We start from the raw sequence: 26817 nt of genomic DNA, 5'->3' as shown, positions 1-26817 counted from the left end.
CGGGCATTCGGAGGAAATAACTTGACCATAAAACGCTCCATCAATCAGAGCGTTGCTACGACCATATGACTTTGCCCCGCGTACAACATGACTTGCTGATTATTCTTTGGATGGACCTGGATTTGCGGCTGGTCCGGATTTTCCGCTCTGATACCTCTTCATGCAGGACAGCGGGGGGAACGGCATGACCTGGCAACTGATCCGGAGCTGATCATGAGCTCGCTGAGCCTGGCCAGTCGGCAGGCGGGGCCGGCCTCGAGGCGAGTTGCAGGAATCGGTGGGCTTTGCTGCCTCTGCCGTCCCACGAGTTAACCCGCCGCCGCAGCCATCATTTTTCCCGTCATCGCCGCATCCGGCTTCCGGGTATCCGGCGTAGCTTCTCTCGCTTTTGACGGTGGGAGCTGGCCACGTTGCCCTCAATCAGATCCGGACGATCTCTGCCTCCGCCGGCGTCAACGCGGCGGGGGCCTCGATCCAGAAGGCCGAAGCGAAGGCGCTGCGGGCCAGGAAGCGGGAAGAAGAACATGCGGCCGTCGCCTCGCAGGTGCCCGAACACAACGAGAGACCGGCCCGCCGCATAGGCTGACCGGTCTCTTCCAGGAGCTTTAGAGCGGCTGGATGTTTTCCGCCTGGGGCCCCTTGGGACCCTGGGTGACGTCGAACTGGACCTTCTGGTTCTCGTCCAGGGACTTGTAACCGCTGGAAGCGATTGCCGAATAGTGTGCGAACACGTCAGCGCTTCCGTCGTCGGGGGCGATGAATCCGAAGCCCTTTTCGGCGTTGAACCACTTGACAGTACCTGTAGCCATGCTGATGTCCTTCACGGGTCGCTGGTCGTTTCCGCTTCTCGGATTGCCGTCCCGGCCACTCACACGGCTGAGTTTATGTGGGCGGTCCGGCCACTGGCAAGAAATTCCGTCAGCGGCGGACAGAGAGCATCTTTGGGCTTGTGCTGAGCGCGTGCTCACCGTGCGACCGGGGCGAAGGCCCCTATGCGGCACGCCGGGACCGCTTAATGCGTTCAGGGAGCTGGTCGTGGACGCCACATTGGGGCGCACGGCCCTTTCGAGCACGGCTCACCGGAAAACAGCCCGCCGAATAGCCACCATTCCGTGTACGCGGAAAGGCTTAGCCAAGAAGGTCATTTTCCTGCTTCATGTAGTAGTCCACACCGCTGTAGCCGCCGTCAGTGACGATGGACGCACCCGTGATGAACGCTGCTTCCGGGCTTAGTAGAAAAGCGACGACCGAGGCTATGTCTCCAGGTGCTCCGTTTCGACCCAGCGGAGTCAAGCTTGCTGCTTCGTATGATTCGCTGATGATGCCGCTGTCGACCCAGCCCGGGGTCACAGCGTTGACCCGGATTCCTCTGGGCCCAAGAATGTTGGCGAGGCTCCGCGTGACGGAAAGAAGTGCCGCCTTGCTAGCTGAGTAGCCGATGCTTCTGAAGGACCCGATGTGAGCGTCCGTGCTGGCTATGTTCACGATGCTGCCGCCGGCGCCCATGTGTCGGCCGAGCTCCTGGGCGAGAATCAGGGGCGCTGTCACATTCACTTCGAGGGCTCGATCCCACGCACCCAGTGTGAATTCGTCAAATCGCTCCTTTTCGAGGATTCCGGCGTTGTTCACCAGCGCGTCGAAGGGAAATTCGGTCCGGATCCGGCGCGCGAAGTCCAGCAATGCGGATCGGTCCGTCATGTCGATCTGCCGCACTTCGACACCATGGGTGCGCGTCAACTCCATCGCTTCGTCGTGACCGGTGTTGAACGTGGCAATCACCTTCCAACCGTTCTCGGCCAAGTGCTCCGCAATCGACCGCCCTATCCCTCGGGCGCCGCCGGTAACCAGAACGAGACGTTCATTTGTCATCGCAACGACTCCATTTTTGTCTCGTCTTGACGCTCGGGATACTTCTTCGTCAGGGGCAGATCCTATCGAAGTCCAGGCGCCCGTGTAAGTGCTTTCTTGATGGTCAATCACCGGAAAATGCCATCCAGTACCCACCGTTGCAACTACCCGATGACGAGGCCTCAACGGCAATGTTCCACCACGAGCGGGTGCATCCCTGCCCGGATCAGGTCTGTGATGAAAAGCCTGGCGACCCACAGTCCTGCGCGGTCCGCCCAAGCGCCCGCAATGAGCAAGGGCCTGGCCCGGTTGCCGTCGCTGGGGGAGTCTTACAACTGCGTCAATTCTGTCCAACAGAGACTTGCCGCAACCTGTCGATGCGGGGTGCGGCAGTCTGGGGTAGGCCTCTGGTGGGGAGAATCGGGGGTGTGGACAGTGTCCACACTTTGGGTCACGGACTGGGCCGTATAGGTGCCGTACTGGCCCGTACTCGGCATGCTTCCGGGGGAGTCCAGTGTTTGCAAGGGCTGGAACCCGGTTCGAGTCCCACCTCGGGCACGTGTTTTCCCTGGTCAGGGGCTTTTGGGCCTCTGAGTGTGCACAATCTGTTCACTGTTGGCCCCTTCGGGGGCCCTCTTTGTTGGTGGCCGATGCCTCCTCTCGTGTTTGTGTAACGGTGACGCTGGTTATCTGTTCATGGCGGTGTGGGCCGCTAACTGCATGACAGGACGGTGGCTGGGTGAGCGTTGCTGGCTTAGCTGGTTTGCATTCATTGATGTCACGACTGTTCATGGCGGATTAGCCCAGTAAGTGCATGACTGCGTGCGTTTGCTGACGGGTTCTGCTGGGCTGGCAGGTTGCTCTGCCCCATTGTGTGGCTGAGCTTCGTACGATGCGATGGCGTGACTACGGTGGCCACACTCAGGCCAGGCTGGTGCCAATGGCTCCGGTGAAATAGGGGACGAGCCAGATGGCCCAGACGAGAAGTGAAAACTTGTGGAAGCGTTTCTTCTCGACATCGCTATTACGCAGCAACACGGTGACGGCCCAGCCCAAATGGATCACCATGAGCAGCAATGCTGCCGTCCCGGTGACGGCCATTACGGCATTGAGGCCCGCGCCGATTCCACCGGGCCCAACTTCGCTTGATGCCGCGAGTTGAGTCATCAGGTACGTTCCGCTGGCGTCGCAGATCAGGCCGAGTGCAAAGAATCCCGCATGCCACCACTTCAGAACGCGTTGGAGATGCTCCGACCATACGCCGATCGAGTAAAAGACCAGGGCTGAGGTGATGAGGATGATCGCAGGCAAGAGCATGTCTCGAGACTACGGGTGCAACGGTTTCTCAGGATCATCCAGAAGGTTGATGCCGTGGGCAGGTGCCGGCTATCTGGCTGGTACTCCACATCCGTTCATGGCCGGCGTGGTCGAGGACGACATAGGGCTGCTGTTGTTCGCCGCCTACCAACTGCCTGCAGGCGATTTGCAGCGTCGTGACAATACACGAGGCCTTATCGACGTCGATGTTGCTGCCGGAGCCGGTGACTGGAATGATTTCCAATCCGCTGCTGCAGGAAGCAGCATGGTCCGGATTCCGGAACAACTACGCGCAAGCGTCAGGGCCTTCACCTTGGGGTGCAGGGCCCCTTGCTGGCACATTTTTCTTCGGCCGCGGACTTTGGATTCGATTAGAAAAAATAAACTTGAACCTTCAAGTAAAACCGGATATGCTGATTTCATGACATCGACCCTCGATAGCCCTCCGGTTCTCTTCCTCAGCCATGGTGCGCCGCCGCTGGCTGATGACGCCACCTGGACCCGCGAACTCAATGAATGGTCCGGCACCTTCGATAAACCCAAAGACATTCTCATGGTGTCCGCGCACTGGGAAAACGCCCCGGTCACGCTCAGCGCCACCGGGCGCAACCCGGGCCTGGTCTATGACTTCGGCGGCTTCCCCCAGAAGTACTACGACGTCACCTACGACGCCCCGCAGGCCCCCGGGCTGGCCACCGAGGTGGAGAAGCTCGTGGCCGGTCATGGCCACCATGTCGAACGCGACGAGAACCGCGGCCTGGACCACGGCGCCTATGTCCCGCTCAAGGAGATGTTCCCGGACGCAGATGTACCGGTGGTGCAAATGTCCATGCCCACCCTTGATCCGCAGGGCCTGTTCGACCTGGGCAAGTCACTGGCACCGTTGCGCGACCGCGGCACACTGATCGTCGGTTCCGGGTTCACCACGCACAATCTGCGCTGGTTCAACCCCGCCGGCGGACCCGACAGCACACCGCCGTCGGTCTCCCGGGAATTCGATCAGTGGGCCGAGGAAGCAATGGCGCGCGGCGACGTCGACTCCATCCTGGACTTCCTCCACAAGGCCCCGGCAGCCCGCGAGGCGCACCCCCGCAGCGAACACTGGGCCCCGCTGTATGTCGCGCTCGGGGCAGCCTACGAGTCCGGCGACCTGCACGCCAAAACCGCCATCGACGGGTTCTGGTTCGGCCTGTCAAAGCGCTCGTGGACCCTGACCTAAGCCGCTCTGACACCACTCGCCGTTCTCGCACTGAGCGCGACCACCGTTGAACCCTGTGAACTGCCCGCTGCCGTGCCTGTGGCCGGACGGCCGTTCGTTCCATGCCGGCCGATCTTCGCGGTCCACGAGCCGCACTCCGGATCCCGGATTTTCCTGACCCAAGGAGCTGACCTTCGAATGAACACCACACTGCGCGACGTGCGCTCTCAAAGCTGGACCGCCGATGCGGTTCCCGATGCGGTCGCACTTTTTCTGCATGGCTTCGGCTCCAACGAGCACGACTTGGGCTCGCTGGGCTCCGCGCTAGGGTTGAACCTGCCGTGGGCATCCCTGCGGGCACCGATTGAGCTCGGCAACGGCGGCGCGGCATGGTTCTCTATCACCACGCCCGGAAACCCGGCGGCCGGGCCTGTGGAGAAAGCAACCGACGCTATCTGGGCCTGGGTCGAGGCAAACGTGGACCCCGGCACCCGCATCGTGCCTATCGGGTTCTCGCAGGGAGGGCTCATGGCCAGCCAGCTGCTGCGGGTGCGGCCTGAACGGGTGCTGGCCCCCGTAGTGCTGGGCGGCTTCGTGCTGGGCGCACCGCAGCCAGGCGACGAGACACTGCGCGGCGGCCGGCCGCCCCTGTTCTGGGGCCGAGGCTCAGACGACAGGGTCATCGCCCCCGCGGCGATTACCCGCAGCAGCGAGTACCTCCCGCAGCACACCTCGCTGATTGAGCGGGTGTATTCAGGGCTGGCACACGGCATCAACGCACCCATGCTCGACGACGTACGCGACTTCCTCGCCATTGAGGTCGGTTCTCAAGCGGTAGCACGCGCATGAGCGCCACTATCCCGTTTGAGATCGGCATTTTCACCTTTGGCGAGCTCACCCGCAACGCCGAGGGGAAGCCGATGGATGCAGGTGCGCGCATCCGCGACATCCTTGAATGGGCGAGGGTGGCCGACGAGGCGGGGCTGGACGTCTTTGGTGTCGGCGAGCACCACCGGGAGGACTTCGCGGTCTCCTCACCCCCGGTCCTGCTGGCCGCAGCGGCCGCGCAGACCAAGAGAATCCGCCTGACCAGCACCGTCACGGTCCTCTCGAGTGCCGATCCGGTCCGGGTCTTCGAGGACTTCACAACGCTGGATCTCATCAGCGCCGGACGCGCCGAAATCACCGCCGGACGCGGCGCCTACCTGGCAGACCAGGGTCTTATTCGTGAAGGACAACTTGGTAAAGAACAGTCTTGTAGTGGGTTTCGGAAACGGGACGGAGGCGACATATCAGACGGGCGACGCCGTCACCATCCGCCGCGCGTTGGCGTATGTCCCTTGCGGGCATCGTCGGGCATTGCCATTTCGGCCCGCAGGCCCAGGAGCCGGAAGGGGCGGCCCGCTTCGATTCCGGCGGCGAGATCCAGGGCCCGCGCGAGTATTTCGTTCCGGTCGAATGTCTCGGGAATCTTCCGCGCGTGGGTCGAGGTGTCGAACGGCGCGTACCGGACCTTGAGGGTGAGCCCAACCACGGGCCGGCCTCCGGCGACAACATCCTCAAGGGCACGCTCTTTACGGCGTCCACGTGGGCGGGCTCGGTCACGCAAGCTCCGGCCGCCGGAGCACTTCGACGGCCGCGATGACTGGTCGAGATCGACGCGCAGCGCCCACAAGATTCCGCTCACGCCACCAGTCTGCCCTAGACATTCCTGGCCAGCACCGGCTCTCCACCGAGCTTGGCCGCGCAGCTGCCGCTTCCTGATCTTTGCTGAGTGTTTTGCGGCATTGGTTGCCCGGCGGCAGGCACCTTCGGGAGCAAGTCCTTCTGCCACGAGGTCGGCGAGTTTGGCCAGGGCGATCTCGCGATTGCGCAGTTGAGAACGCCGCTCGGAGGCTGCCACGGGGACTACCCCTGCGATGAGACGTCGGCCGAGACATAGCATTTACCGACTTTGCTGGGGGCATTCGCAATGGACCGATCGTTACGCCCAGCAACGGTTCGGTGCCAATCGCCCCAGCTGAGATCCCACAGCCCCGGAGGGCGCGACACTTAAGGGGACCATTGTCGGCACCTGGAGGGTCACGTGAGCAGATCAAAATCGTCGGGCGTTGTGGTTTCCGCGGCATTTCTATTCGCCTGGTCGCTTTCGGGGTGCGGTCAGCAGGCAGCGCCGCCGGCAGCGGGCACTGCGAGCGGACCCGTCGCCTCAGTCACGACAACCGCAGCACCGCGCCAAGGGCCCTCGTCGGGTGGGACATCGAGCGCTACTGGTGACCCCGCGGCGTCGGCGGCCTGGACAAAATACGCGACGGCGGACGGCCAGCTGACATTCGAATTGCCCGCCGCGTGGAGCGTCAGGGATCCCGCCGGTGAGCTGGCTGAGGGTGGTGGCACATTCGCGGAGGTGACTAACCAGGCGGGGAAGCCATTGGCTACTCTCCGGACCAACATGGCCACGGGTTCCACCTGCACGGAGCGGTACCCGTACTCCATCCTGGACTCGCAGGAGTTGGCGGCGCTGACGCAGAACGGTGCGGCACCCCGGTACGTGTTCGAGACCCGTGGCAACGCCGAGGATCCCGGGCCAGCAGATACGCCGGGAGCTGCCTACGGCATCGTGACCGGCCCGGTACCATCGGGGGATTCTGCGTGCTATGTGTTCCACTTCTTCATCTGGCCGCCCAACTCTGCCATGTTCGGGGCGTTCTACGATCCCGCCAACAACGTGACGCCTGGAGATGCAACCCTGCCGTATCTGGAGAAGGCGAAAAAGTACGCGGAGACTCCCGAGTACCGGGATATCAGGAGGATGATCACCTCGCTTCGGCCGACGAGTTAGCCGAGCAAGAATCGGCTTAGCTGCCAGACCCTGCCACCCTCGCCTGCGGTGCCGGTGGCGACCACTGCGATGTTGACAATGCCGGGCCCACATTGGCGCTGGCAGAGGTGCTGGAGGTGAATGCACCGTAGGTGCCAAGTCGTGCTAAGCCGGCTGCGGTGCCGATAAGTGCCATCTGACGTTTCGCGCCCGCTGCCGCCCCCGGGTGTGGTTTTCACCGTCTTTGCTGACGGAATCAGAGCCCTCACACTTGCCCCCGCGACGGTGCGCCGGTGATCGATCCGGGCCTAGCCCCGCTCCTGGGCCGACCATCGTGTGCCACAGGCCACAAAGGCCACAAAGGCCAGTTTGCCTTTCACAGTAGGGGTCAGGGTCGGCCGCGTTAGCTTGTGCCTTTAAGGTGTGGCTGTCCATGACGTCCTGCGTGGACGCCCGGCTGCCAGGCTCTGCAGGCTTGCCGCGACGCCTTTCGCGCACCAACTGGGCGTGCAGAGTGGCGCGGGCCGAAACACCCGGATTGGTCATCCCAAGCTTAAGCAATGGCGCACCGCAGAGCCTTGGGTACCCCACTTCTGCGGGGGCAGCCAGTGAGTGGCGGTCATGCCGCTACGCGCCCGTTTGCCTATGAGATGTTCGGAAAGGAGGAACGAACAGCTATGACCCATGTTGACTCCCTGACTGTGAAATGCCACCTCGGCGGTTTTCTGATAGCAGTCCTCCCCGACGCTTCGGAGAACATTGAGCCAGAGCGGAGCCACATCATTTACAGCGTGAAATTGTCGCGGCCGGCACTGTCACGGCAGAGTTCTTGGCCCGGCAACAAATTGGGCAAAAATGAGGGTGTGCACAATGTGCACACCTTGGGCTTCGGACCGGGTCGTACTGGTGCCGGACTGGGCCGGATTGCGGAGGTTGGCGGGGGAGTGGCGGGAATTCAAGGGCTGGAACCCGGTTCGAGTCCCACCTCGGGCACAGTGTTTCCTCAGGTCAGGGGCTTTTGAGTGTTTTTTCGTGTGCACATTGTGCACACTCTCGCCTCTGATCTGATGTTCCGGGTGTGTGGTGTCCCGGATACGGCCTATTCGGTTGTGTTGGGGAGCGGCTCTCTACGGCGGACCGGGTACCGTCCCGTGGGGCCTCTTATGGGTTTTCATACTCGGTCGTCCTTCCGTTGGCTTTTCGCATTCACCACTTCATGGCGGCTAGGGCCGCTCACAACATGATTTGCTGATCGTTCTTTAGATCTGGCCAGGGTTGCGGCTGGTCCGGAATCGCCGCCCTGATACCCGTTCATGCAGGAATGCGGGGGGAACAGCATGACGTGGCAACTGATCCGGAGCTGTTCATGAGCTCGCTGAGCTGACGGGGCTTACATCAGTAGTACTTCTCAAACGAGCTAGTCCGCCATCGGGATCGCTGTCTGGCTCCTTCTTGGCCCGTGGAATTGGATGCAGACGGCGCCACCACCCCTTGTCTCCGGGGCTTTTCAAACGCTCATAGTGGATTTTCTGTCACAAGATATCCGGCGGGCTGCAGCAATTGCGAGCACTGGCAAGGAGACCGCTGCCGTCCTGGCATGTTGGTGATCGCCGCGGTGGACAGACTTTGGTTTTCCATCTCTGCCTTTTGGCGGTCTCGGCATCGCGGCGTCGAGTGCGCTGATGACGTGGGAGTGATTGTCGTTCCGCTCTGCATCGGCCGATCCGAATGGCTGGGGGCCCCGGCCGTGTTGACGAGGAAGTCGCTGATGTCCCACGTTCTGCGGCTCACGTTGTTCTTGACTCGGGAACACACCGGTCCACTACGGCGAAATCGTCGTTTCCATCTCCTCCGAGTCCGCCAAACCCGGCATGCGGGCCAACATCGACGAATTCACCGAAACCCCCTCCGACGCCATGGTCGCCGTCGGCGGGGCTGCCAGAGGCAAGGCCATCATCGTCCTTTACCCGGCAGAACCGCCTATGATCATGTGCGATACCGTCCTGTGCCTGGTAGACAGGCTCACCAACGCCGAACAGGACCGTGTCGCCGCCGCCATCAGGGATCGCGTCACCGAAGTCGCTGGCCACGTCCCCGGCTATCGCCTCAAGGAGGCCGTGTAGTTCCAGGACGACGGCTCCGAGGTCAGCGGACTCATCCCCGAAGGCCGGGGAACAGGGGAGTACACGAGGGGCAGCGTCTTCCTCGAAGTCGAAGGCGCCGCCCATTACCTCCCGGAATACGCCGGAAATCTGGAGATCATGACCTCCGCCGCGCTCGGCGTCGCCCAACGGCTGGTCACCACCAAACAGGAAGTAGCATCATGAGCCAGACACCAACCCGAGTCTTCATCCGGGATGTCGCCCCCTGCGAGATGGAACGCATGCCGTTCGCCTTGATTAACCCCGCACCGGGAAGGTCCCCGGGCTGTCCATCTGTGGCACAGACCTAAACGTAGAATCGGGCGAGGAACTCGGCCGCGACGGCGGGACGCTCCTGGCCTTCGATCTCGATCGTGTTGGCTACCTTGATCTGGGCGCCGCCCTCGACCTCGGTGACCTCTGCGATAGTGGCCCGCATCCGGATGCGCGAGCCCACCTTGACCGGGGCGGTGAAGCGGACCTTGTCGAGGCCATAGTTGACTTTGGTGGCAACGCCGTTGACGTCGAACAGCTCGCCCCAGAAAGGGATGATGAGCGAGAGGGTAAGGAAGCCGTGGGCGATCGGGGCGCCGAAGGGTCCACCCTTGGCGCGTTCCGGGTCCACATGGATCCACTGGTCGTCCCCGGTGGCGTCCGCAAATTTGTTGACCTGTTCCTGGCTGATTTCGCGGTATTCAGTGACTCCGAGATCAGTGCCGGCGAGGGTGAGCAGATGGTCGAAATCGACGACGAGACTGGGCATAATGTCCTTCTGCGGTTGGATAGGGGAGTTCTTGTTGCCTTCGACACACCAAGCTGCGACGTCGATGGCGAGCTCGAAGCGACCTGGTGAGCAGCGGCGGCCACATCAGCCGATCTTTGCCGGGTGCTCGGTCTTCAGCTCTTCCGGAGCGGGAGGAAGTCCTCTCCGACACTTTGTAGCTTGTCGCCGAAAAGCGTGCCGAAGTCCTCCATCAGGTCCTGGTAGCCCCAGCCGCCTTCGCGGTACTCGGTGACGGCGGCCTCGGGGTGGGTCCAGAGCTGGAGCCGGTCACCGCCGGCTCCGATGGCCTGTCCGGTAATGCCGGCCGCCAAGTCTGAAGCAAGGAAGGCGATGAGTCCGGAGACATCGTTGGCGGTCCCAAAGCCCAGCTCGTGGCGGAAGAAGGAGGGCATGGTCTCGCCGCGTTCGTCCGCTTCGAGGGCTTTTTGGAAATACGGGACGGTCTTTGTCATGGCCGTGGCGGCGACGGGGATGACGGCGTTGGCGGTGACGCCGGCCTTCGTCATTTCCAGCGCCCAGGTGCGGACCATACCGACGATCCCGGCCTTTGCGGCGGCATAGTTGGTCTGGCCGAAGTTGCCTCGCTGGCCGGTGGGGGAGCCGATGGTGATGATGCGGCCGGCGATGCCGTTCTCCTTGAAGTAGCCGAACGCTTCGCGGACACAGGTGAAGGTGCCGCGCAGGTGGACGTTAATCACGGCGTCGAAGTCATCGTCGGTCATCTTCAGCAGGCTCTTGTCCCGCAGGATACCGGCGTTGGTGACCAGGATGTCGAGCCGGCCGAAGGCCTCCACGGCTGTCTGTACGAGCAGCCGGGCGGATTCGGTGCTGCCCACCGGTGCGACGACACCGACAGCACGGCCGCCGTCGCCCTGGACGGTCCGGACGGCGTCAGCCACCGACTCGGCGGCTGGGCCATTGATGACGACGGCGGCGCCCTGCCGGGCGAGCTCCCGGGCATAGGCAAGGCCGAGGCCTCGTCCGCTTCCGGTTACGATCGCTACTTTTCCTGACAGGTTCATGGTTAGCTCTCTAGTCGGGGGCGTCCAGACCAGCTGATACTGGAGCCACTACTTTTCGGTTGCGTTGCAGGTCCGTCGTCTGTTGGCTTCTCCGGGGCCAAAGGCTATGCGACGCGCGCTCCGGAGGCCAGCTGGACGGCGACGTCGACGATCATGTCTTCCTGACCGCCGACGTAGCCGGCCCGGCCGATTTCCTCGAGGATCTGCCAGGCCGGTACGCCGTAGCGTTCGGCCGCACGCTCGGCGTGGATGAGGAAGGATGAGTACACCCCGGCATAGCCCTGAATGATGGAGGCGCGGTCCATGATGGGCATGCGGGTGATGATGGGCTTGACGACGTCATCTGCCGCGGCCATGACGCCGTGCACGTCAACACCGGTGTGGATGTTGAGGCGTTCGAAGGCTGCTGCCAGGACCTCTGTGGGGGAGTTGCCGGCGCCGGCACCGAGGGCCAGAAGGGTCCCGTCGATTTGCTTGGCGCCTGCGCGGGCGGCGAAGACGGAGTTCGCGACGCCGAAGCTGAGGTTCTGGTGGCCGTGGAACCCGACCTGGGCGTCGTTGCCGAGCTCGGCGACGAGGGCGGAGACGCGGTCCGAGACGTCTTCGAGGATGAGAGCTCCGGCGGAGTCCACGACGTAGACACACTGGCAGCCGGCGTCGGCCATGAACCGGGCCTGCTCCGCGAGCTTTTCCGGGCTGGCGCGGTGCGAGAGCATGAGGAACCCTACGGTTTCCATGCCGAGCTTGCGGGCGTGCTGGAAGTGCTGGATGGAGACATCGGCTTCGGTGCAGTGGGTGGCGATGCGGGCCACCGATGCGCCGGCCTCGTGGGCCTGGTTCAGGTCGTGGATGGTGCCCAGGCCCGGGAGCAGGAGCACGGCGATTTTCGCGTTCTTGGCTTCGTCGACGGCGGCGCGGACCAGGTCCAGTTCCGGGGTGAGGGAGAAGCCGTAGTTGAAGGAGGAACCGCCAAGGCCATCACCATGGGTTACCTCGATCACTTCGACCTTGGCGTCATCAAGGGCACGGACGACGGAGCGGACGTGCGCTTCGGTGAACTTGTGGCTCATGGCGTGCGAGCCGTCGCGCAGCGTGGTGTCGGTCAGCCGGACGCTGAGGTTCTGGGTCTCGGTCATGGTTAAGCTCCTACGAGGGTGGAGGGAAGGGTGGCGTCCATGCGCTCGGCCAGCAGGTCCGCTGTCCGGGTGGCGGCGGCGGTGATGATGTCCAGGTTGCCGGCGTACTCGGGCAGGTAGTCGGCTGCGCCCTTGACCTGGATCCAGATGCCGACCCGGCCGTTGCCGGCCCAGTCCTCGCGGGCGGCGTCGAACTGGGGCTCGACGCGCAGCGAGTAGCCGGGGACGTAGTCCTGGATCTTCACGACGGCCTCGTCGATGGCGGCACGGATTCTGTCCTGCAGCTCGCCGGGTTCGGCGGCTGCGGCGGGGATGGCGCAGTACACGGTGTTGCGCATGATCATGGGCGGTTCCACCGGGTTGATGATGATGATGGCCTTGCCCCGCTTGGCACCACCGACGACTTCCAGGGCTTTGGCCGTGGTCTCGGTGAATTCGTCGACGTTCGCGCGGGTGCCCGGGCCGGCGGACTTGGAAGCGATGGACGCGACGATCTCGGCGTAATCGACCGGGACCACGGAGGAGACCGCGGCGACGATCGGAGTGGTGGCCTGTCCGGCACAGGTGATCATGTTGACGTTCAGGACATCCTGCAGGGAGTCCAGGTTCACCACCGGGCACAGGTAGGGGCCGACAGCGGCAGGGGTCAGGTCGATCGCGTGGATCCCGGAGGCCTTGTACTTAGGGGCATTGGCCTCATGGGCTTTAGCGGAGGTGCACTCGAACACGAAGTCCGGCAGCTCGTCCTGGGCCAGGAGCCAGTCCACACCCTCCGCGGAGGTGGTGATACCCAGCCGGGCGGCGCGGGCGAGCCCGTCGGAGGCCGGATCAACGCCGATCATGTACTTGACTTCGATGTTCTTGCTGCGGCGCATCAGCTTAAACATCAGGTCGGTGCCGATGTTTCCTGAGCCGACGATGGCTGCTGTTTTCTTTGCCATGGTGGGTGTCCTTACTTAGTGAAGTGGATGGTCAGTGAGCCCAGCGGGCCGAAGTCCGCGACGGCGGTGCTTCCGGCGTTCACGGGCTCGGCCTTGGTGAAGGAACCTGGGAGAATCAGCTGGCCGGCTTCCAGTGCAACGCCTTCTTCGCCGAGGACGTTGGCCAGCCAGGCCAGCGGCGCCACGGGGTTGCCCATGACGTCAGCGCCCGAGCCGGAACCGGTGACCTCGCCATCGATCACCAGCGAGCAGCTGACGTCCAGCAGAGCCGTGGGATCGAGGTCGAGCGGGGTTGCGCCGACGGCGATGGCGCCGCAGGAGGCGTTGTCCGCGACCGTATCCACGAGCTTGATGTCCCAGTTTGCGATGCGGGAATCGATGATCTCGATCGCCGGGTAGATAGCACCGATGGCCGCAGCGGCCTGCTCCAGTGTGACGCCCGGGCCCTGCAGGGAGTGTTTCAAAACAAAGCCGAACTCCGGCTCCACCTTCGGCGAGATGAATGCCGACGCAGAAATGACGGCGCCGTCACAGTGGACCATGTCCTCGAAGAAGAACCCGAAGTCCGGCGAATCAACGCCGAGCTGTTTCTGCATGGCCAGCGAGGTCAGGCCCACCTTGCGGCCGGCCAGCACCCGCCCGGCCGCCAGATGGTGTTCCAGCTGCACGGTCTGGACATAGTAGGAATCGGCCAGGGTCAGGCCGTTGAACCGGTCCCGAAGCGGGGCTACGGGTACGAGCGACGCGGTGGCTTCCAGCAACTCGGCAGCGAACTGGTCCATGGCATCGGTGCGGGAAGGTTGTGTCGGGGACATCATTACTTCAGCACCGCCGTCGTCACGCCGAACCCGGCGATGTATTCCTTGATCGGCTGGTAGAACTCGTAGGTGACGTCGTATTCGCCGCAGGCGCGGAGGGCGGAATAGGCGGCCACCCAGGTGCGGACCTCGTGGGAGGAGTGGCCGGCCAGACGGGTCATTTCTTCCGGGTCGTAGGCGTCGAAACGCGTGACATCGCCGGACTTGCAGATTTCAAGGAACGCACGGTCCCACTCGGGATTGAGTTCCATGATGTCCGCCTCGCCCCGGGCGAAGGCCTCCGCCGTGGCGATGGTGCGTGCCTGGCGTGCAGCGCGTGCCTCCGGGGTGGGGTGGCGTCCGTCGGTGAGGAGCTGGCGCTGTTCCTCGGTGGCCGTAGCGATCTGCGGGACGGGCGGATCGTGGGAGAGCCCGCCGGAACCGATGAACAGCACTTTTTTGTCCGAATTCTTGAAGTACTCGCCGATGGCCGTGCCGAACTGGCGGACGCGGCGCACCTTGGAGAAGGGCGGGGCCACGGAGTTGATGAAGACCGGGATGACAGGCTTGGCGGCTGCGTTGCCGTAGTAGAGGATCTCCATGGGTTGGACGGCTCCGTGGTCCACCTCCATCCTGCGGGAGATGGCAGTGTCGATGTCGTGGTCGATGACGTATTGGGCCAGATCTTCGGCGATTGCGGTTGGGACGTCCAGCTTCCCGGCAAAGGAGTCGTAGTCGCCGGTGCCGTGGGCTTCGTAGCCAATGCAGAACGGGGGCATCAGGTCATAGAAGAACCCGTTGTAGTGGTCGGGGCCGAAGTTGACGACCAAGTCCGGATCGAAATCCTTCACGAAGGCCCGGACCTGGTCGAAGGCGGACTCGACCGCTGCCTTGACCTCGGCCGGAGGGTTGGTGTGTTCGAGCAAAGGGCTGTGTGACATGCACACCAGTGCCTGGGTCATGGGGGTCTCCTACTTGATGGGCGGCGGGCGGCGGGCGGCTAGCCGGGTGATGCTTGCTGACTTCCATTCCAATCCCAGGGCACCCGGTCGGTCAGGTCCGTGTTCCGTACGGCGGGACAGAAGAAGTCGGGATACTACTTGTTGCCCACCGCGCGCTCTTTGATGGCGTACGTGAAGGTGGAATGAAGCAGCTGCTTGCCGTCGGCGTCGGCCACCGAGACTTCGGCCACGGCCACCGTGTTGCCGCCGCGCAGGATGCGGGCGGTGGCGATGGCGGGCGAGGCCTTCGAATTGGACATGAAGTTGATGTTCGACTGCACGGCCAGCGGAAATTGCCCGCTGCCGGCGTAGGTCTGCATGGCAAGGAACGTGCCGGTAATGTCTGCTGCCCCGAAGAGCGCGGCGGCGGAAAACATGCCCGAGGCCTGGGCGTACGCGTCCTGCAGCGGCATGGACATGCTGACGGTGGAGTCCGTCACGGCGTGCGGTTCAAGGGCAAGTGTTGCTGCGATGTCATCGAAGCCGCGCTTTGCGGCGAACTTCTCAACGAACGCGCTGAATTCCTCAAGGGAGGAGGGGTGAGCCATCTGATCGCTCCTGGAGTTTCGTGCGGAAGGGTCATAGTCAGGCTAACGACGCCGGCACCCGCCCGGGTAGGGCGGGTGCCGGTGTGCGGAACGCGGGTGTTTTACAGACTGGCGCCCTGCTCCTGGACTTCACGGTCGGCCGTTGCCTCACGGTCAGCTGTGGCTGCGCGACGTGTCTTGCCCCGGGTCTCCTTGGAGAGGAATACCGAGAGAGCGGCGATGGCGATCAGCACGATGAAGTACCAGGCGATGTTGCTGGTCTTGCCGCCGTTGGGCAGACCCATGAGCATGGTGGCCATGAGCGGGGCGGTGCCGGCGCCGATGACGGAACCCAGCTGGAAGGTCAGGGACACGCCGGTGTAGCGGTCCTGCGTTTCGAACTTCTCTGCCAGGAAGGCGCCGATGGGTCCGTACATCGAGGCCTGGATGATCGGATTGCCCACAATGAAGGCAAGGGCGATCAGCCAGAAGTTGCCGGAGTTCAGCAGGGCGAACATGGGGAACACCAGGAGCACGGAGACCGCTGCGCCGGCGAGCATGACCGGCCGCCGGCCGAATTTGTCCGAGAGCCAGGCGAAGAACGGGATGGCGAAAATGTGCAGGACTGACGAGACCGTCAGCATCATCAGTGCGTCCTGGCGGGAAACCACGCCCTGCGCTGCGACATAGGGCACAGCCCAGATGGCGAGAAGGGCCTGCATGAAGAGCGGACCGGCTACTGCCAGGGTGCCGTAGAGTGCGGACAGCGGGTACTTCTTCAGCACTCTCAGGATCGGGACGCCGGTGTGTACTTCGCCGGCGGCGCGGGCCCTTTCAAAGTCGGGGGATTCGGTGACCTTGTACCGCAGGTACAGGCCGATGATCACGAGGGTGGCGGAGAGCAGGAACGGGACGCGCCAGCCCCATGTGAGGAACTGTTCGTCCGGCAATCCTGCGAACAGGCCCAGGATCAGGGTTGCGAACACAGAGCCCGTGGGGCCGCCGGTTACAGCGATGGACGCGGCGAAGCCGCGGTTCTTCTCCTTGACGTGCTCGGCGGCCATGAGGGTTGCGCCGGCCCACTCGCCGCCCACCGCGAGGCCCTGGATAACGCGGAGCAGGACCAGGATCAGCGGGGCGGCGATACCGATGGTCTGGTAGGTGGGCATGAGTCCGATCGCCACGGACACGATGCCCATCATCATCAGCGTGATGAAGAGCATGTTCTTGCGGCCGTACTTGTCACCGAAGTGGCCGAAGAGGATTCCGCCCACCGGGCGGGAGACGTAACCGGCCAGCAGGATGACAAAGGAAAGGGACGTGCCCAGCACCGGATCCATGCCGGCAGGGAAGAACAGTTTGGGGAAGACCAGGCCGGCGGCTGCGCCGTACAGCAGGAAATCGTAGTACTCCACTGTAGAGCCGAGGAAGCTGGACACCAGCGCGCGGCGGGTGTCCTTCCTGGCGGATGGTGCCGTGCCTGCGGCGTGAGGGGATTGCGTCATTGCATGCTCCAAAGGGGTGTGGGTGCGTCGGGAGATGGACGAAGGTCTCCATGAGACTGTCCTTCACAGCGCGTGTGACCAATGACACGTTCCGTACCGCGGAACGGTTTCGTTCCCGGACCGGGCGTCTTCAGGGATCGTTCTGTGACAATGAGGCACTTCGCAGTCCACGAAAGGAACCGCATGTCAGGGAAATCAGATGTTGTCCTCACGGAGCGCCGCGGCCCGGTGCTGGTGGTGACAATCAACCGGCCTGACGTCCTCAACGTCATTGACACCGAGACGGCCACGGCACTGGGCGAAGCCCTGGAATCGGCCGCCGACCCCGGCGTCAGGGCAGTGATCCTCACGGGAGCCGGGGAACGGGCTTTCTGCGCCGGCGCGGATATGAACGCCCTGGCCCGCGGTGAGCTTCTGCGTTCCACCGCCTCCCGGGGACACGAATGGGGTTTCGCCGGAGTTGTTCGCCATGAAGTCTCCGTCCCTGTCATCGCGGCGGTCAACGGCGCGTGCCTGGGAGGCGGAATGGAGCTGGTGCTGGCGGCCGACCTGGCGGTCGCGGCGCCACGCGCCAGGTTTGGCCTTCCCGAAGGCAAGATCGGCGTCTATGCCGGCGGCGGAGGGGCGTTCAGGCTCCCGGCCCAGATCCCCGCAAAAGTGGCCATGGAGATCCTGCTGACGGGACGCATGGTGGAGGCTGACGAGGCCGCCCGCTGGGGACTGGTCAACGCTGTGGCCGAGGACCCTGTGGCCGCGGCCATGGAACTGGCCCTGCGGGTGGCCGCCTGCGCGCCCTTGAGCGTGGCCGCCACCAAACGGATCGCACGGGGCATCGATTCCGGACCGGACGGTTCCCTGCTGAGGCAGGGCGAGGACCTGCACTGGCAACGCAGCGACGCCGCGGGACCGGGCGTCCTGGGGTCGGCCGACTGCGCTGAAGGAGTGGCCGCCTTCAGGGCCCGGCGGGCGCCGGTCTGGAGCGGAATCTAGGCCTGCCCCGGCGATTGACAGACCATAGTGTTCCGACGTTCGGCACAGCGGGTGGCGGCAGCGCCCGGCCGAGGTGTCTGATGAGACACAGGAACACCAGCACCCCGACTTGAATGGAGGGTCCAGCACATGACCACCACGGACTCCTGCCCCTCACAGGCCCATCCCGCCATCGGCAGGATGCCCCGGCCCGAGGCAATGACCACTAATATCGACGTCTCCACGCTCGTTGATTCAGACGGCGGACTGATCGACCGGTCCATCTACTCGCATCCCGGCATCTACCAGCAGGAGCTGCGCCGGGTCTTCGCGCGCAGCTGGCTCTTCCTGGCCCATACCAGCCAGTTCAACAAGCCCGGGGACTTCTTCACGACATTCATGGGGGAGGACCCCGTCATTGTCACGATGGACAAGGGCAGGAACATCAAGGCCTACCTTAACGCGTGCCGCCACCGCGGGGTAAGGCTCTGCCGCGCCGACGCCGGCGCAACGAAAATGTTCACCTGCTCGTACCACGGCTGGTCCTTCGACCTCGCCGGAGCCCTGCAGTCCGTGCCCAACGAGAAGGCCTATCCCGAGGACTTTGAAAAGAAGGACTGGGGCCTTATCGAGGTTCCGAATGTGGCCTCCTACAAGGGGCTGATCTTCGGCAACTGGGACGCCAACGCCGAGCCGCTGGAGGAAACGCTTGGCGACATGCGCTACTACATGGACGCCATGTTGGACCGCGACCCCGAAGGCACCGAAGTCATCGGCGGAGTCATGAAGTGGGAGCTGGAGGGAAACTGGAAGCTGGCGGCCGAGCAGTTCGCCACAGACTGGTACCACGTGAACATGTCCCACGCCTCCGCGCTGATGGTCATGTCCCCGACGGGCCGCGGGCCCAGGTCCGACATCGCTGAAACACCGGGCCGTCAGTTCCTCTCCCCGAACGGCCACGGTGCGGGGTTCCCCACCCACCCCAAGTCGCGTTTCGACGCCCGCGCCGTCCATGAGTACTACGACTACCCCGCCCTTCGGGAGCGGCTGGGTGACGCGGCCGTTGAGGGCCCGATGACCACCGGGCACGCCACCGTCTTTCCGAACTTCTCCTACCTGCCCGTCAACGGCTCCATCCGGGTCTGGCACCCCAAGGGGCCCAACAAGATTGAAGTCTGGGCCTGGATCCTGGTGGACAAGTCCATGCCGGATGACGTGAAGGATGCGCAACGTCTCTACAACCTGCGCACCTTTGGCCCCTCCGGCATCTTTGAAGCCGACGACGGTGAGAATTGGTCGGAAATCCAGGCCATCTCAGGTGGCTTCGTCACCAACCAGGTTCCGCTCAACTTCCAGATGGGAATTGGAAGCGAGAGGGACGACGGCACCTACCCCGGACAGACGAGCGAGCTGTATTCAGACGCCGCCGGACGCAGCTTCTACCGCCATTGGGCCAGCGTGATGAACGAACCCGCGTGGCATGAGAACACCCCCAAGACCACCACCCCAGGAGATACCCCGTGAGCGAATCCATCAACATCGGAACTGTCGAGGACATCGACGAGGGTGAAGCAAAAGTCATCTCCGCCGAAGAAAACGGCACCGGCGAAGACATTGCGGTCTTCCACGCCGAGGACGGCAACTTCTACGCGCTGAACGACAACTGCACGCACGAGACCGCTTCCCTGGCCGATGGCTGGATTGAAGGTACCGAGGTCGAATGCCCCGTCCACTCAGCCAAGTTCTGCCTCAAGTCCGGGACAGCACTGTGTATGCCTGCCACCATCGCGGCACGCACCCACAAGGTGGAGGTCCAAGGCGGCCGCGTCATGCTGTTCCCCAACGTCAGCGCAGCGGTGTAATGGCACCCTCCAACGACGCGAAGCCGCTGAATTCCATCACTATTGTGGGCGGCGGCATGTCCGGGTTCTCCGTGGCCAAGGAGCTCCGTAGCCGCGGTTTCAGGGGCGAGCTGACACTTATCGACCCTGCCGGCATCCCCTACGACCGCCCGCCGCTCAGCAAGGATTACCTGCTCGGCTCGCGGAGCGCGCAGGACATCCAGCTCGCGGCAGCGGACTGGTTTGCCGAACATGAGGTGGCCGTGGTCACAGGTCGTGCCGTGGCCTTGCGGCCTGACGAGGCCACGGTAGTTCTCGATGACGGGCGGCAGATCGCCGGCGACAAGGTTGTCCTTGCCACCGGCGGTGCAGCCCGCCGGCTCGCCATCCCTGGCGGGAACCTTGAATCGGTGCTTGAGCTGCGTACCCGCGAGGATGCCGACCGGCTGCGCTCCGTCCTGAAACCGGGTGCCCGGCTGGCGATTATCGGAGCCGGCCTGATCGGTGCGGAGGTCGCTTCGTCCGCCCTGCCGTTCGGCGCCGAAGTTGTCCTCATCGATCCCGTGGATCCGCCCCTGGTGCCGGCCGTCGGCCACGAACTGGCTCGCCTGCTGCACGACATGCACCCGGAACGCGGAGTGGAGGTCGTCACGGGCATCCCCACCTCCATTACCCGGGACACCAGTGGCCGTCACCACGTGGCCATGGCCTCCGGTGAAACCATCGACGCCGACGCGGTGCTGGTCGGCATCGGAATTGTCCCCGAAACCGGGCTGGCGGAAGCTGCAGGCCTGGAGACGGACAACGGCACCCTGGTGGACGAGTCCCAGCGCACGGCCCACCCCAACGTCTATGCGGTGGGCGACAGCTCGCGCATCCGCTTGGCCGACGGTACCTTGCTTCGCCGTGCCGAGCACTGGGAGCATGCGGTGAACACCGGCGCGACCGCCGCTGCCGCCCTTCTGGGGCAGGACCTTCCGAAGCACGGAGCCAGCTGGTTCTGGTCGGACCGCCACGGCGTGCACGTGGAGGGGGTTGGCAGCATGACGGGGGAGGGGTCCACCATCGTCCGTGAAAAGGACGGGGAACCCTCGGTGGTGTTCCGGCTCGACCCGGACGGCTACCTGGCCGGCTGCGCAGCCGTGGACGGGGGGCTGTCCGTCAGGGCGGCACGCCGCATCATTGACCGCCGGATCCTGGTTGACCCGCAGCAGCTCGGCGATTCGGCCATCGACCTGAAAAAGCTCACGAAGTAAAAGGACCTGTTCCAAGGAAGGAACCATGACAGACCATGTTGTTGCCGGGGCAGCTGCCACGGCCCTGGACGAAATCGAGGGCAGGCTCGCAGACGCTGAACTCGCCTACCGGGTCCAGCAGTTTTACTTTTACGAAGCTGAGCTGCTCGATGACGGACGGTTTGCGGACTGGCTGGAAATCTTCGCTGTGGACCTGACGTACTGGGCCCCGCTGCGCACCAACCGGCTGCGGCGCCAGGCCGCCCTGTCCATCGGCTCCCGCGGCGAAGCTGCGTACTTTGACGAGACCAAAGAGTCCCTGGCGTGGCGCATCCGGCGCTACGATTCGGGCATGGCCTGGGCGGAGGACCCGCCCTCCAGGACGCGCCACTTGATCTCCAACGTCACCGTCCGCCACAGCGGCACGGATGAGCTCAAGGTCCGCTCGGCGTTCCTGGTGTACCGGAACCGCCTGCAGACCGAAACCGACATTTACGCCGGCGGCCGCACCGACATCATCCGCGTCCAGCCGGACGGCAGCTTCCGTGTTGCCGAGCGGGAGCTGCTGTTCGACGCCAACGTCCTGCAAGCGAAAAATCTCAGTACATTCTTCTAGCCAAAACGCACCTGATGCTGCCTCAGAAGCTGCATCCGCGCGATAGAGAGGTAAAAATGAGCGGAAATTCCTCCGCCGGGTGGCTCGATGGAGACGTCGCCCTGATAACCGGCGGTGGTTCCGGCATCGGCCGGGCCGTGGCTGAGCGATTCCTTGCCGAAGGTGCCTCCGTCGTCCTGTTCGGCCGCGACGCCGACAAGCTCAAAGCCGTGGCCGAAGCGACCGGTGCAGGAGACAGAGTCCTGACGGTGGCAGGCGACGTCCGCGAGCCGGAATCGCTCCAGGCGGCGGTCCAGGAAACGGTCGATCGCTTCGGCAAGCTGGATATCCTGGTGCCCAACGCTGGCATCTGGGACTACAACCGTTCGGTCACCAGGCTCACCGGGGCGCAGTTGTCGGAGGCCTTCGATGAGCTATTTTCCATCAACGTCAAGGGCTACCTGCTGACGGTTGAGGCGGCCTGGCGTGAACTCGTCAAGACCCGCGGATCGGTCGTTATGACCCTGTCCAACGCGTCGTTCCACCCGGCCGGCGGGGGGCCAATCTACACGGCCTCCAAATTTGCCTGCCGCGGCCTGGTCACGCAGCTCGCCTACGAACTGGCGCCCAAAGTACGGGTGAACGGCGTGGCCGTCGGCGGCATGAACACGGATCTGCGGGGCCCGGACTCGATCGGACTTAAGGACCGTTCCATCTCCGATTCCTTCGCACGGTCAGAGATCACCGGCCACAACCCGTTGATCCCGCTGCACGATTCCTCCGTCGAACCGAAGGACTTCACCGGGTCCTACGTGTTGCTTGCCTCCCGGTCGAACGCCAGCAACATCACCGGGGCGATCATCCCGGCCGACGGCGGCATCGCCGTCCGCGGGTTCGGTACCAACGCTGCGGGAGGCGACAACCTGTGACGCGAACTATCGACATCAATCCGGCCGCCGGAGTCCTGCGCCAGGCCCGGTACTTTCCCCGGAACACAGCCCTGATCTATGAGGGCGAGGAACTTGATTACGCAGCACTGGCAGCCAGGATCGAAGAGTATGCCCGGGCCTTTGCCGCCAGCGGTGTCAGGCGCGGAGACAGGGTCGGCTACCTCGGGCTGAACAGCAGCACCTTCATCGTGACCATGATGGCGGCCTGGTGGGTCGGTGCCGTCTTCCTGCCGTTCAATTTCCGCTTGGCGCCGCGTGAGGTCGAAGGCCTCATTGCCACCTCCACGCCGCGGCTGCTGATCGTGGAACCCGGGCACCAGGAGGTCATCGACCGCGCGGACGGTATCGACCGCCGCTCGCTGCAGCTGGTCCTTGTGGACAACGATCCTGCCGCACCCGTTCCGGCGCACGCACAGCTCGGGGACAGCTGGACGCCGCTGAGCCGCTTCCTGGCCTCCGGGAACGGCGCGGAACCGGCCGGGCCGGCACCGGCACACGACGACGACCTGGCCATCCTGCTGTTTACCTCTGGAACTACCGGGGAGCCCAAGGGCGTGCAGCTGACGTTTGGAAATGTCTGGTGGAATTCCGTTAACGTCGATTCACTCGTCGACACCCGGCGGGGCGACATCAACCTGGCGGTGGCGCCGCTGTTCCACATCGGTGCGCTGAACGCCCTGACCATCCGGCTGTTCGTCCGCGGCGGCACAACGATCGTCCGGCGGAACTTTGATCCCCGGCAAACCCTCCGGGACATCGAAAAGTACGGCGTAGCGCAGGCATTCCTGGTTCCGGCCCAGCTCTCGGCGATGCAGCAGACCGAGGAATTCGAGCAACACAACATCTCGAGCCTGCGTGCGTTGATCTGCGCCGGTGCCCCCGTCCCGCCGGTACTGCTGAAGCAGTACGAGGTCAAGGGGGTTCCCGTGCAGCAAGCGTGGGGATTGACCGAAACGTCTCCGTTCGCAACCTACCTGCCTGCTGAGCTGACGTACCGCAAGGCGGGCTCCTGCGGCATTCCGATGCCCCACACCGACGTCCGGATCGTGGATCCGTTCACCCTGGATGATGTCCAGGCGGCCGGCGAAACGGGTGAACTGTGGGTCAAGGGACCCAACGTCACCAGTGGATACTGGAACAACCCGGAGGCCACGGCATTCGCCTTCCACAGTGGCTGGTTCCGCACCGGTGACATTGGCTACCGAGACGAGGACGGGTTCTTCTTCATCGTCGACCGGCTGAAGGACATGATCATCACCGGCGGCGAAAACGTCTATCCCGCCGAGGTTGAGCGGGCCCTGATGGAATTTCCCGGCGTCATCGATGTGGCCGTTGTCGGCGTCGAAGATTCGAAGTGGGGCGAGTCCGTGGTCGCGGTCATGAGCTGCAGGGACGGCCGGGTGCCCACCGTTGAAGAGGTCCGGGAGTTCACCAGCAAGTATCTCGCCCGGTACAAACTGCCCAAGCGCCTGATCCTTACCGGCGCCGTGCCCCGCAACGGCTCGGGCAAGCTCGACAAACCCAGCATCCGGCAGCTCGTCAAGAACGAAGGGTAACCCGAATGTCTTCCGATGAAGTCGACCTGCTCAAGTGGCCCAAGCCTTTGCCGGCGTCCTGGCAATGCGTTCCGGCTGCCCCGGCCGAGGGCTGGGACACGTCCTTCAACGTGACCGAGAACGGCAACCCGGCCGGAATGGTAAGCGTTGCCTTTGTCGCCTCGACGCCCATCGCGGCAGCCTATCCCGCCGGGACGCGGGACCGGCTCATCGGGCCCGATGCCCAGGCCGGCGCCCCGGCCATCCAGCTGGTATCAGAGCAGGTCATGTCCGCGGATCCTGCCTGCCGCCGTCTGGTCCTGGCTGTGGATGAGGGCGACGTCGCCGGGATTGCCCGCGGCGAGGAGGCCGGATACCGGTACGTTCTGGACGTCGACGTGCCGGGCAGGTCCTTGTCGCTGCTCACCGCCGAGCCGGACTGGTTGCTCGAGGCCTCGCGCCATCTGGACGACGTCCCCACGAAGTAGGGCCAGGCAAAAGAAGGGCGGCCTCAGGCGCCCTGCACCAGCCGCAGTTGGTGCTGCCGCTGAGCGCTTGCCGCCGCCACGGCACGACCGGCTGCGTAGCAGACCTTCCGCAGCGCATTGGCCTGGGAGGCGGGAATAAACTTTCCAGCGGGACCGGAAACCGACATGGCGGCGACCGGTCTGCTGTCGGCCCCCATGACCGGAGCTGCGATGCAGTTCAGGCCCACGAGAATTTCCTCGCGGTCGTAGGCGAGGTTGGTTTCCCGCACCTTGGCCAGTTCAGCGCGGAAGGCGTCCGGTTCCGTGATTGTGGCGGGTGTCCAGGCCGACAGCTCCGACTGCAGGACTTTCTCGGTGGCATCAGGGTTATAGGACAGGAGCATTTTGCCCACCGCGGTGCAGTATGCGGGGGCCTGCCCGCCGATACGTGAGGGGCTGCGGACCTGCAGATGGCCGTAGAGCTTGTTCAGGTAGACCACTTCGGTGCCGACCAGAACCGCAAGGTGGACGGTCTGGCGGCTCATCTCATACAGGTCAGCGAGGTAGGGCGTGAGCGCATCTCGGATCCGGCCGTGGGCTGCGCTCTCATGGCTGGCCCCGAGGTTATGGATCAGCTTGCCGAGCCGGTAGGCATTGCCTGCCCGTTCCACGGCGCCGCTGCGCTGCAGCATGGCCAGGACCCGGAAGGCCGTGGATTTGGACATGTCCGCCCGGCGGGCGAGTTCACTGACGCCTGCACCGGTGAAGGCATCATTGCCGAAGGCGCTGAGCAGGGCCATGGCCTTGTCGACGGCGGCGCGGTCATCGCGCCCTGCGGCAGCAACACTGGATGCCATATCAATCCTTCAGCATGGGGGTGCGCCCGTCACGGACAGTATCCCGATTGGCTTGGGCCGGTCTTCGATGGCCGACTCTTCCAGTTTGCGTCCAACACCGAGGCATGTCAAACATGACTAAACGTCATTTATAAGTGACAATGGAGTGTGTCCCTTAACGATCTCGTATCCAGGAACGTCCGCCGCTTCCGAGCGGAGCGGAACCTCACTCTCGGGGAGCTTGCCCGCAGGGCTTCGCTGTCCAAACAGACGCTGTCCAAAATTGAACAGGGTGAGGGCAACCCCACCGTCGGCACACTAGAGGCGATCGGCGAGGCGCTGGGCCTGAGTTACCGTGGGCTGCTGACCGAGTGGGGAACCAAGACCATTGTTTCCCGTGCGATGGACGCTGCTTGGGTCCGCACGCCCGTCGGTGAAGAACGCAACCTGGACCGCATTTACGGCTCGGGCTATGTCCGCACACAGGTTGTCACCGTGGAGCAGACCCAGCGCGTGAAAATCGTTCCAGCGCAGACCTCGGGCACCCTGCATCAGCTCTACGTCATCGAGGGCAGGCTGGAAGCCGGCCCGGAGAACGAGATGATGGTCCTCAGCATGGGGGACTTCGCGCGATTCCCCGGCGACGTGGACCACGGGTACCGTAGCCTCGGCGGACGGGCCACGTTCCACCTGACAACCACCGCCCCCGAGGTGCCGCAGTTCACCGCAGCCAAATGACCGGGTGGCGGATGACCGACTCAGCGGTCCTCCTCCGGCACTCGGCCACGCTCCTCCGGAACATCATAGCCGCTTGGTACCTCCAGAACGGCGAGGGTGCACCGGGAAATGCACACCAAAGCGCCGGCCTCGTTGGTGATTCGCACCTCCCAGACATGGGCACGCCGGCCAACGTTGACAGGACTCGCCGTGCCGTGGACCCAGCCGGTCGATGCCGGGCGGATGTGACTGGCATTGATTTCCTGACCCACTACGTGGAACCGCGTACGGTCCACCACGAGGTATCCCGCCCAGGAAGCCAGCGTCTCGGCAAAGGCCACGGAGGCGCCGCCGTGCAGGACCCCGGCAGGCTGGACGGTCCGGCCGTCGACTGGCATCCGTCCGTGCAGCGCAGTGTCGGTGACCTCCGTGATTTCGATGCCCAGGTTTGAATTGAGGCTCTGCGCGCCCCTTCCGTTGAGGTCCGCCAGGTCGACTGCGCCGTGCCAGAGGTTCATCCGATGCTGTTCCTTCCGAGAGCGGCGTTTTCGTTGAACGCCGTCCACCACGCTAGGACCCCAGTGCTGGCGGTGAGCCCGTGCATTCCGCCTGACGGCACGTTTTATGGCCCATG

28 protein-coding genes and 2 pseudogenes are annotated in these 26817 nt (G+C 64.0%); 14 read left to right on the top strand and 16 right to left on the bottom strand.

Annotated features, from left to right (window positions below; translation table 11 throughout):
• The first annotated feature begins 394 nt into the window (after positions 1-394).
• Complete coding sequence (locus ACZYZ3_RS14480; RefSeq protein ID WP_463964504.1) at positions 395-586, top strand: hypothetical protein; 192 nt, start codon at positions 395-397, stop codon at positions 584-586.
• Positions 587-605: 19 nt separating this feature from the next.
• On the opposite strand, the gene ACZYZ3_RS14475 is transcribed toward ACZYZ3_RS14480, so the two are convergent.
• The 4 genes from ACZYZ3_RS14475 to ACZYZ3_RS14460 form a co-directional block, all read right to left on the bottom strand.
• Complete coding sequence (locus ACZYZ3_RS14475; RefSeq protein WP_120949954.1) at positions 606-809, bottom strand: cold-shock protein; 204 nt, start codon at positions 807-809, stop codon at positions 606-608.
• Positions 810-1128: 319 nt separating this feature from the next.
• The gene (locus ACZYZ3_RS14470; protein ID WP_463964503.1) at positions 1129-1869 is read right to left on the bottom strand and encodes an SDR family NAD(P)-dependent oxidoreductase; all 741 of its coding nucleotides are present in this window, start codon (positions 1867-1869) and stop codon (positions 1129-1131) included.
• A 900-nt stretch (positions 1870-2769) separates the two neighbouring features.
• The gene (locus tag ACZYZ3_RS14465; RefSeq protein WP_463964502.1) at positions 2770-3165 is read right to left on the bottom strand and encodes an HsmA family protein; all 396 of its coding nucleotides are present in this window, start codon (positions 3163-3165) and stop codon (positions 2770-2772) included.
• Between the two features lie 34 nt (positions 3166-3199).
• Positions 3200-3409: a hypothetical protein gene (locus tag ACZYZ3_RS14460; RefSeq protein WP_463964501.1), complete on the bottom strand. Its 210-nt coding sequence runs from the start codon at positions 3407-3409 to the stop codon at positions 3200-3202.
• Positions 3410-3586: 177 nt separating this feature from the next.
• Here ACZYZ3_RS14460 and ACZYZ3_RS14455 point away from each other — a divergent pair, with 177 nt between their 5' ends.
• The 3 genes and pseudogenes from ACZYZ3_RS14455 to ACZYZ3_RS14445 form a co-directional block, all read left to right on the top strand.
• On the top strand, positions 3587-4384 hold the full coding sequence (locus ACZYZ3_RS14455; protein WP_463964500.1) for a dioxygenase family protein: 798 nt from the start codon (positions 3587-3589) through the stop codon (positions 4382-4384).
• Between the two features lie 177 nt (positions 4385-4561).
• Complete coding sequence (locus ACZYZ3_RS14450) at positions 4562-5212, top strand: alpha/beta hydrolase (RefSeq protein ID WP_463964499.1); 651 nt, start codon at positions 4562-4564, stop codon at positions 5210-5212.
• A pseudogene (locus ACZYZ3_RS14445) lies at positions 5209-5571 on the top strand (LLM class flavin-dependent oxidoreductase); the annotation flags it as partial. The gene ACZYZ3_RS14450 and the pseudogene ACZYZ3_RS14445, both read left to right, overlap by 4 nt.
• A gap of 101 nt (positions 5572-5672) precedes the next feature.
• Here the strand turns inward: ACZYZ3_RS14445 and ACZYZ3_RS14440 are convergent.
• Positions 5673-5927: pseudogene (locus ACZYZ3_RS14440) on the bottom strand (DinB/UmuC family translesion DNA polymerase); the annotation flags it as partial.
• An 867-nt stretch (positions 5928-6794) separates the two neighbouring features.
• Between ACZYZ3_RS14440 and ACZYZ3_RS14435 the strand changes: the two are divergent.
• Positions 6795-7205, top strand: a complete 411-nt coding sequence (locus ACZYZ3_RS14435; RefSeq protein WP_463964498.1) for a hypothetical protein — start codon at positions 6795-6797, stop codon at positions 7203-7205.
• 1766 nt (positions 7206-8971) lie between these two features.
• Here the strand turns inward: ACZYZ3_RS14435 and ACZYZ3_RS14430 are convergent.
• The 9 genes from ACZYZ3_RS14430 to ACZYZ3_RS14390 all read right to left on the bottom strand — a co-directional run bounded on the left by ACZYZ3_RS14430 (position 8972) and on the right by ACZYZ3_RS14390 (position 17038).
• Positions 8972-9475, bottom strand: coding sequence for a hypothetical protein (locus tag ACZYZ3_RS14430; RefSeq protein ID WP_463964497.1), 504 nt, complete (start codon positions 9473-9475; stop codon positions 8972-8974).
• A gap of 157 nt (positions 9476-9632) precedes the next feature.
• Complete coding sequence (locus ACZYZ3_RS14425) at positions 9633-10088, bottom strand: MaoC family dehydratase (RefSeq protein ID WP_463964496.1); 456 nt, start codon at positions 10086-10088, stop codon at positions 9633-9635.
• Positions 10089-10222: 134 nt separating this feature from the next.
• Positions 10223-11131 (bottom strand): SDR family NAD(P)-dependent oxidoreductase, encoded by a 909-nt coding sequence (locus tag ACZYZ3_RS14420; protein ID WP_463964495.1) that lies wholly within the window; start codon positions 11129-11131, stop codon positions 10223-10225.
• Positions 11132-11235: 104 nt separating this feature from the next.
• Positions 11236-12267, bottom strand: coding sequence for a 4-hydroxy-2-oxovalerate aldolase (dmpG, locus tag ACZYZ3_RS14415; RefSeq protein WP_463964494.1), 1032 nt, complete (start codon positions 12265-12267; stop codon positions 11236-11238).
• A 2-nt stretch (positions 12268-12269) separates the two neighbouring features.
• A complete protein-coding gene (locus tag ACZYZ3_RS14410; RefSeq protein ID WP_463964493.1) occupies positions 12270-13208 on the bottom strand; it encodes an acetaldehyde dehydrogenase (acetylating) in 939 nt (312 codons plus the stop codon).
• A gap of 11 nt (positions 13209-13219) precedes the next feature.
• Positions 13220-14026, bottom strand: coding sequence for a 2-keto-4-pentenoate hydratase (locus ACZYZ3_RS14405; protein WP_463964492.1), 807 nt, complete (start codon positions 14024-14026; stop codon positions 13220-13222).
• On the bottom strand, positions 14026-14967 hold the full coding sequence (locus ACZYZ3_RS14400; RefSeq protein ID WP_463964491.1) for a 3-carboxyethylcatechol 2,3-dioxygenase: 942 nt from the start codon (positions 14965-14967) through the stop codon (positions 14026-14028). The genes ACZYZ3_RS14405 and ACZYZ3_RS14400 overlap by 1 nt, the downstream gene beginning before the upstream one ends.
• 134 nt (positions 14968-15101) lie before the next feature.
• Positions 15102-15554 carry a PaaI family thioesterase gene (locus ACZYZ3_RS14395; protein WP_463964490.1) on the bottom strand — a complete coding sequence of 151 codons (453 nt, stop codon included), beginning with the start codon at positions 15552-15554 and terminating at the stop codon, positions 15102-15104.
• 101 nt (positions 15555-15655) lie between these two features.
• Positions 15656-17038 (bottom strand): MFS transporter, encoded by a 1383-nt coding sequence (locus ACZYZ3_RS14390; protein WP_463964489.1) that lies wholly within the window; start codon positions 17036-17038, stop codon positions 15656-15658.
• Between the two features lie 183 nt (positions 17039-17221).
• Between ACZYZ3_RS14390 and ACZYZ3_RS14385 the strand changes: the two genes are divergently transcribed.
• The 8 genes from ACZYZ3_RS14385 (at position 17222) to ACZYZ3_RS14350 (ending at position 24651) form a co-directional block, all read left to right on the top strand.
• Positions 17222-18028 carry an enoyl-CoA hydratase-related protein gene (locus ACZYZ3_RS14385; RefSeq protein ID WP_463964488.1) on the top strand — a complete coding sequence of 269 codons (807 nt, stop codon included), beginning with the start codon at positions 17222-17224 and terminating at the stop codon, positions 18026-18028.
• 129 nt (positions 18029-18157) lie between these two features.
• Entirely contained in the window at positions 18158-19531 is a 1374-nt protein-coding gene (locus ACZYZ3_RS14380; RefSeq protein WP_463964487.1) for an aromatic ring-hydroxylating oxygenase subunit alpha, read from the top strand.
• Positions 19528-19869, top strand: coding sequence for a bifunctional 3-phenylpropionate/cinnamic acid dioxygenase ferredoxin subunit (locus ACZYZ3_RS14375; protein WP_463964486.1), 342 nt, complete (start codon positions 19528-19530; stop codon positions 19867-19869). The genes ACZYZ3_RS14380 and ACZYZ3_RS14375 overlap by 4 nt, the downstream gene beginning before the upstream one ends.
• The gene (locus ACZYZ3_RS14370) at positions 19869-21104 is read left to right on the top strand and encodes an NAD(P)/FAD-dependent oxidoreductase (protein ID WP_463964485.1); all 1236 of its coding nucleotides are present in this window, start codon (positions 19869-19871) and stop codon (positions 21102-21104) included. Before ACZYZ3_RS14375 ends, ACZYZ3_RS14370 begins: the two co-directional genes overlap by 1 nt.
• 25 nt (positions 21105-21129) lie before the next feature.
• Positions 21130-21699 (top strand): aromatic-ring-hydroxylating dioxygenase subunit beta, encoded by a 570-nt coding sequence (locus ACZYZ3_RS14365; protein WP_463964484.1) that lies wholly within the window; start codon positions 21130-21132, stop codon positions 21697-21699.
• Between the two features lie 56 nt (positions 21700-21755).
• A complete protein-coding gene (gene hcaB / locus ACZYZ3_RS14360; RefSeq protein ID WP_463964483.1) occupies positions 21756-22607 on the top strand; it encodes a 3-(cis-5,6-dihydroxycyclohexa-1,3-dien-1-yl)propanoate dehydrogenase in 852 nt (283 codons plus the stop codon).
• A complete protein-coding gene (locus ACZYZ3_RS14355) occupies positions 22604-24184 on the top strand; it encodes an acyl-CoA synthetase (RefSeq protein ID WP_463964482.1) in 1581 nt (526 codons plus the stop codon). Before hcaB ends, ACZYZ3_RS14355 begins: the two co-directional genes overlap by 4 nt.
• Positions 24185-24189: 5 nt before the next feature.
• Complete coding sequence (locus ACZYZ3_RS14350) at positions 24190-24651, top strand: GNAT family protein (protein ID WP_463964481.1); 462 nt, start codon at positions 24190-24192, stop codon at positions 24649-24651.
• A 23-nt stretch (positions 24652-24674) separates the two neighbouring features.
• Here the strand turns inward: ACZYZ3_RS14350 and ACZYZ3_RS14345 are convergent, their stop codons facing one another.
• Entirely contained in the window at positions 24675-25487 is an 813-nt protein-coding gene (locus ACZYZ3_RS14345) for an IclR family transcriptional regulator (RefSeq protein ID WP_463964480.1), read from the bottom strand.
• 147 nt (positions 25488-25634) lie between these two features.
• Between ACZYZ3_RS14345 and ACZYZ3_RS14340 the strand changes: the two genes are divergently transcribed.
• Complete coding sequence (locus tag ACZYZ3_RS14340) at positions 25635-26204, top strand: helix-turn-helix domain-containing protein (protein ID WP_463964479.1); 570 nt, start codon at positions 25635-25637, stop codon at positions 26202-26204.
• A 20-nt stretch (positions 26205-26224) separates the two neighbouring features.
• Here the strand turns inward: ACZYZ3_RS14340 and ACZYZ3_RS14335 are convergent, their stop codons facing one another.
• Complete coding sequence (locus ACZYZ3_RS14335; RefSeq protein ID WP_463964478.1) at positions 26225-26701, bottom strand: hotdog fold thioesterase; 477 nt, start codon at positions 26699-26701, stop codon at positions 26225-26227.
• Between the last annotated feature and the right edge of the window lie 116 nt (positions 26702-26817).

It is taken from the genome of Pseudarthrobacter linnaei (assembly GCF_055412825.1).
The sequence above is the reverse complement of the archived record's forward strand: the minus strand, read 5'-3'. Positions and strand labels throughout refer to the sequence as shown.

Bases quoted from the DNA above. Each gene is read 5' to 3' on its own strand.
- ACZYZ3_RS14400 (WP_463964491.1), bottom strand. From the start codon at position 14,967: ATGACCCAGGCACTGGTGTGCATGTCACACAGCCCTTTGCTCGAACAC.
- hcaB (WP_463964483.1), top strand. From the start codon at position 21,756: ATGAGCGGAAATTCCTCCGCCGGGTGGCTCGATGGAGACGTCGCCCTG.
- dmpG (WP_463964494.1), bottom strand. From the start codon at position 12,267: ATGACCGAGACCCAGAACCTCAGCGTCCGGCTGACCGACACCACGCTG.
- ACZYZ3_RS14365 (WP_463964484.1), top strand. From the start codon at position 21,130: ATGACAGACCATGTTGTTGCCGGGGCAGCTGCCACGGCCCTGGACGAA.
- ACZYZ3_RS14350 (WP_463964481.1), top strand. From the start codon at position 24,190: ATGTCTTCCGATGAAGTCGACCTGCTCAAGTGGCCCAAGCCTTTGCCG.
- ACZYZ3_RS14455 (WP_463964500.1), top strand. From the start codon at position 3,587: ATGACATCGACCCTCGATAGCCCTCCGGTTCTCTTCCTCAGCCATGGT.
- ACZYZ3_RS14335 (WP_463964478.1), bottom strand. From the start codon at position 26,701: ATGAACCTCTGGCACGGCGCAGTCGACCTGGCGGACCTCAACGGAAGG.
- ACZYZ3_RS14465 (WP_463964502.1), bottom strand. From the start codon at position 3,165: ATGCTCTTGCCTGCGATCATCCTCATCACCTCAGCCCTGGTCTTTTAC.
- ACZYZ3_RS14475 (WP_120949954.1), bottom strand. From the start codon at position 809: ATGGCTACAGGTACTGTCAAGTGGTTCAACGCCGAAAAGGGCTTCGGA.
- ACZYZ3_RS14380 (WP_463964487.1), top strand. From the start codon at position 18,158: ATGACCACCACGGACTCCTGCCCCTCACAGGCCCATCCCGCCATCGGC.
- ACZYZ3_RS14420 (WP_463964495.1), bottom strand. From the start codon at position 11,131: ATGAACCTGTCAGGAAAAGTAGCGATCGTAACCGGAAGCGGACGAGGC.
- ACZYZ3_RS14390 (WP_463964489.1), bottom strand. From the start codon at position 17,038: ATGACGCAATCCCCTCACGCCGCAGGCACGGCACCATCCGCCAGGAAG.
- ACZYZ3_RS14470 (WP_463964503.1), bottom strand. From the start codon at position 1,869: ATGACAAATGAACGTCTCGTTCTGGTTACCGGCGGCGCCCGAGGGATA.
- ACZYZ3_RS14345 (WP_463964480.1), bottom strand. From the start codon at position 25,487: ATGGCATCCAGTGTTGCTGCCGCAGGGCGCGATGACCGCGCCGCCGTC.
- ACZYZ3_RS14450 (WP_463964499.1), top strand. From the start codon at position 4,562: ATGAACACCACACTGCGCGACGTGCGCTCTCAAAGCTGGACCGCCGAT.
- ACZYZ3_RS14405 (WP_463964492.1), bottom strand. From the start codon at position 14,026: ATGATGTCCCCGACACAACCTTCCCGCACCGATGCCATGGACCAGTTC.
- ACZYZ3_RS14370 (WP_463964485.1), top strand. From the start codon at position 19,869: ATGGCACCCTCCAACGACGCGAAGCCGCTGAATTCCATCACTATTGTG.
- ACZYZ3_RS14410 (WP_463964493.1), bottom strand. From the start codon at position 13,208: ATGGCAAAGAAAACAGCAGCCATCGTCGGCTCAGGAAACATCGGCACC.
- ACZYZ3_RS14395 (WP_463964490.1), bottom strand. From the start codon at position 15,554: ATGGCTCACCCCTCCTCCCTTGAGGAATTCAGCGCGTTCGTTGAGAAG.
- ACZYZ3_RS14425 (WP_463964496.1), bottom strand. From the start codon at position 10,088: ATGCCCAGTCTCGTCGTCGATTTCGACCATCTGCTCACCCTCGCCGGC.
- ACZYZ3_RS14385 (WP_463964488.1), top strand. From the start codon at position 17,222: ATGTCAGGGAAATCAGATGTTGTCCTCACGGAGCGCCGCGGCCCGGTG.